This window comes from Curtobacterium sp. B8 (assembly GCF_000333315.1).
Classification (GTDB): domain Bacteria; phylum Actinomycetota; class Actinomycetes; order Actinomycetales; family Microbacteriaceae; genus Curtobacterium; species Curtobacterium luteum.
This window is the reverse complement of the sequence record NZ_BACW01000344.1, coordinates 1-4347: the sequence shown is the minus strand read 5'-3', so window position 1 is coordinate 4347 and position 4347 is coordinate 1. Positions and strand designations below refer to the sequence as shown.

General features: G+C 72.1%; 2 protein-coding genes. One reads left to right on the top strand and one right to left on the bottom strand.

Annotation, left to right across the window (positions count from 1 at the left end):
* Window positions 1-1448 precede the first annotated feature (1448 nt).
* Window positions 1449-2711 carry a 26S protease regulatory subunit gene (locus I59_RS08970; RefSeq protein WP_031273449.1) on the top strand — a complete coding sequence of 421 codons (1263 nt, stop codon included), beginning with the start codon at window positions 1449-1451 and terminating at the stop codon, window positions 2709-2711.
* Window positions 2712-2794: 83 nt separating this feature from the next.
* Here the strand turns inward: I59_RS08970 and ffh are convergent, their stop codons facing one another.
* Window positions 2795-4327: a signal recognition particle protein gene (gene ffh / locus I59_RS08965; RefSeq protein WP_031273447.1), complete on the bottom strand. Its 1533-nt coding sequence runs from the start codon at window positions 4325-4327 to the stop codon at window positions 2795-2797.
* Between the last annotated feature and the right edge of the window lie 20 nt (window positions 4328-4347).

Genomic DNA, 4347 nt, shown 5'->3' with positions numbered 1-4347 from the left:
GACCGGAGACCAGGCGGGCGCAGTGGACGCAGCCCGGCGAGCCGTCGTCGTGGCCCCGACGTCGTGGCGCTCGCACGCAGCGGTCGCCGACGCGCTCTTCCTCGACCCGGCGCGACGGGTCGAGGCCCTCCGGGCGAGTTACGAGGCCGTCCGGCTCGCGCCCGAGGAGCCCGACGTGCACCGACGCCACGGGGACCTGCTCCTCGCCGCGGGACGACACCGCGACGCGCAGGCCGCCTACCGGCGCGGCCTGGAGCTCGCCCCCGGGACGACCGGCACACGGCACAACCTGGCGGTGTCCCGCCTCCGCGGCGGACACGAGGGCGAGTCCGCGCTGGCGTTCTCGAGCGTCCTCGCCACCGACCCGACCGACGCCACGGCGCGACGGAACTTCGTGGTCGCCGTCGTGAACCCGCTCGCGCGAGTACGGGGCATGCTCGGGTTCACCGCCGTGATGACCGGCCTGATGTCCCTCGGGGTGACCGGCGATGCCGAGATCGCGCGCCTGACCACGATCCTGCTCCCCGTCACCGGGATCGTCGGAGCCGTGGTCGTCGCGCTCCGGTTCGTGGCCGAGACCCGCAGCCGGACGCGTTCCGTCGTCGCGACCGCCCGCCGCGCGGTGCCGGGCTGGACCGCCCTCGCGGCGGTGACCCTCGCGGCCCTGATCGTCTCCGTGGTCAGCGTCTTCCTGCCGCTCGCAGCCGCCCTCGTGGCACAGGCGGTCGTGCTCGCCTGCGCCGTCCTCGGCTCGCTGCAGTCGCGACGCATCCTGGTGGCGTTCCCCCGGACCCGCCCCGGCGCCGCCCACCGTGGCCGCGGCCCCCACCGACGAGTCCTCGCCGTGGCGGAACCCGGCATGACGGACACGGTGTGGACCGATCCGGACGGGCCGGCGTCGACGTCCGGGTTCTGGAGCGTCGTGCACGACCGACCCGACAACGCTCCGGCCGTCCGCGGACTGCGGCGCTCGGTCCTCGGGACGCTGCAGCGGCTCCGGGTCGTCGTCGGCGGCAGCGCCATCGCCGGGTTCTTCGTGGGCGTCCCGCTCGGCGCACCCGGACCGACGCTCCTGCTCGCTGTCACCAGCTGGCTGATCGCGGCCGCACTGATCGCCATCGGGGTCGTGCTCGTCACCCGGACGGTGCGGCAGAACCGGGAACCGCTCGTCCGGCTGCTCCGCGGATCGACGTTGCTCCGCACGGTCGTGGTCCTGCTCACCGTCGCGGCCGTCCTCGTCCTGCTCGCCCCGGCCCTGCCGTTCGCGTTCCCGTGGCCACCACTGACAGCGTTCGCCCTGGTCGTGGTGTGCTCTGCGCTGTCGTTCGTCCTGCACTACCAGTCGGCACCCCCGGCACCGGGTCGGCGACTTACCGACACCGTCCGACCGCGGCGTTCCACACCGCCGCCGCACACCGCCCCACCTCCACCTGACCACCGAGGACCCCATGGACCACGAACCGACCGACCCCGTGATCGACGCCCTCCGTCGAGCCGTGGCGTCCGCGCCGCACGACGTCCCGCTCCGCGTCCACCTCGGTCGTCTGCTGCTGGACGCGGGCAGGACCGCCGAGGCGACCGCCGAGGCCGCGGCCGCGCTGGCTGCCGAACCGACCGACGCCGCAGCCGGCACGCTCATGCTCGACACCCTCCGCGGCGGCTCCGCCCCGGTGTCGAGCGCCGCGCCGTCGAGCGCACCGTCGTCGAGCGCCCCTGAGGAGACGGCGGACGACCGCACCTCCTTCGACTGGCACGCGGCGGAACAGGAGGTCGAGCACCTCGTCGGACCGGCCTTCGTCGACGACCTCGACGCCGACGACCCGGACCTCCCCTCCGCGTTCTCCGTCGAGGACCCCGGGACCCGGTTCACCGACGTCGGGGGCATGGAGCACGTCAAGCAACGGCTGAACGCGGCGTTCCTCGCGCCGCTCGCGAACCCCGAGCTCCGCGCGCTCTACGGCAAGAGCCTCCGCGGTGGACTGCTCCTCTACGGACCGCCCGGGTGCGGCAAGACCTTCATCGCGCGCGCCGTCGCCGGCGAGCTGGGCGCACGGTTCCTCAGCGTCGCGATCACGGACGTCCTCGACCCGTACATCGGCGTGAGTGAGCGGAACATCCAGGCGGTCTTCGAGGCCGCTCGGGCAGCGGCGCCGTGCGTCGTGTTCTTCGACGAGGTGGACGCACTCGGCCAGCGGCGGAGCCAGACGCGCAGTTCGCACGTCCGCGGCATGGTGAACCAGCTCCTCACCGAACTCGACGGGATCAGCGGCGGCAACGAGGGCGTGTTCGTGCTGGCGGCGACGAACCAGCCCTGGGACGTCGAACCCGCGCTGCGACGGCCGGGCCGCCTCGACCGGACGGTGCTGGTGCTGCCGCCGGACGCTCCTGCTCGTGAGGCGGTCTTCCGCACCCACCTCCGGGACCGACCGCTCGAGGGCGTCGACGTCGGGGTGCTCGCGAAGCGCACCGAGGGCTTCTCCGGCGCCGACATCGCCTACGTCTGCGAGGTCGCCGCCGAGCGGGCGCTGATGGACAGCGTCGCCAGCGGCACCGCCCGGCTCATCGGGATGCCCGACCTCCTCGACTCGGTGGCGGAGGTGCGACCGTCGACACGGTCGTGGCTCGACACGGCGCGGAACGTCGTGCTCTTCGGCGAGGACGACGGGACGTACGCGGACCTCCGCGCCTACCTCAAGAAGTCGAAGCGCTGAACGACGAACGGGAGGCGCGGTGCCAGCCGACACCGTGCCTCCCGTCCGTCGTCGGTCGCGTCAGCGACCCACGGCAGTCCGCGTCAGCGGCCCAGGAACTTCTGCAGCGACTGCATCTCTTCCTCGGTGGGCGCCTTCGGGTTCTTCGCGTTCGCGCCGCCGAACCCGAACCCGGACCCCTGGGGGGTCTGCTGCTGGGGCTGCGCCGCGGCACCCGAGGCGAGCGCCGCACGCTTCGCCGGGTTGCCGACCTTCTTCTTCTTCGCGCCGCCCTGCTGCTGCTTCTTCTTGCCGCCGTGCATGCCCGGGATCGGACCCATGCCCGGCATCTGCGGCACGCCGCCGCGCGCGACGGTCTTCATCATCTTCGCCGCCTGCTCGAAGCGGTTCACGAGCGCGTTCACCTCGGTCACCGTGGTGCCGGAGCCCCGGGCGATGCGGAGACGACGGGAACCGTTGAGGAGCTTCGGCAGCTCGCGCTCCTGCTTCGTCATCGACTGGATGATCGCCTCGGTGCGGACGATCTCGCTCTCGTCGAAGTTGTCGAGCGCTTCGCGCATCCCCTTGGCGCCCGGGAGCATGCCGAGCATGCCCTTGATCGAGCCGGCCTTGCGGAGCTGCTGCATCTGCTCGAGGAAGTCGTTCAGCGTGAACGAGTCGGAGGCGATCTTCTCGGCGACCTTGCGGGCCTCGTCCTCGTCGAACGCCTGCTGGGCCTGCTCGATGAGCGAGAGGATGTCGCCGAGGTCGAGGATGCGGCTCGCCATGCGGTCCGGGTGGAACGGCTCGAAGTCGTCGAGGCCCTCACCTGTGGACGCGAACATGATCGGGCGACCGGTGATGCTCGCGACGGACAACGCCGCGCCACCGCGGGCGTCACCGTCGAGCTTCGACAGGACGACACCGGTGAAGTCGACGCCCTCCTGGAAGGCGCGGGCGGTGGCGACGGCGTCCTGACCGATCATCGCGTCGATGACGAACAGGACCTCGTCGGGGTCGACGGCCTTGCGGATGTTCGCGGCCTGCTTCATCAGCTCCGCGTCCACGCCGAGGCGGCCGGCGGTGTCGACGATGACGGTGTCGTACTGCTGGTCCACCGCGGCCTTGATCGCGTTCTTCGCGACCTTCACCGGGTCGCCGACGCCGTTGCCGGGCTCCGGGGCGAACACGTGCACGCCGGCCTGTTCACCGACGACCTGGAGCTGCTGCACGGCGTTCGGACGCTGGAGGTCCGCCGCGACGAGCATCGGGGTGTGGCCGTCCTTCTTGAGCCACTTGCCGAGCTTGCCCGCGAGCGTGGTCTTGCCGGCGCCCTGGAGACCGGCGAGCATGATCACCGTCGGCGGACGCTTCGCGAACTCGAGCCGACGCTGCTGCCCGCCGAGGATGCCGACGAGTTCCTCGTTGACGATCTGGACGACCTGCTGCGCGGGGTTGAGCGCCTTGTTCACCTCGTCGGAGAGCGCGCGCTCGCGCACCGCGGCGGTGAAGGACTTGACGACCTCGAGCGCGACGTCGGCGTCGAGGAGCGCCCGTCGGATCTCGCGGACGGTGCCGTCGACGTCGGACGGGGACAGGCGACCCTTGCTCCGCAGGTTGCGGAAGGTCTCTGTCAGCCGGTCGAGAGTAACCGAAT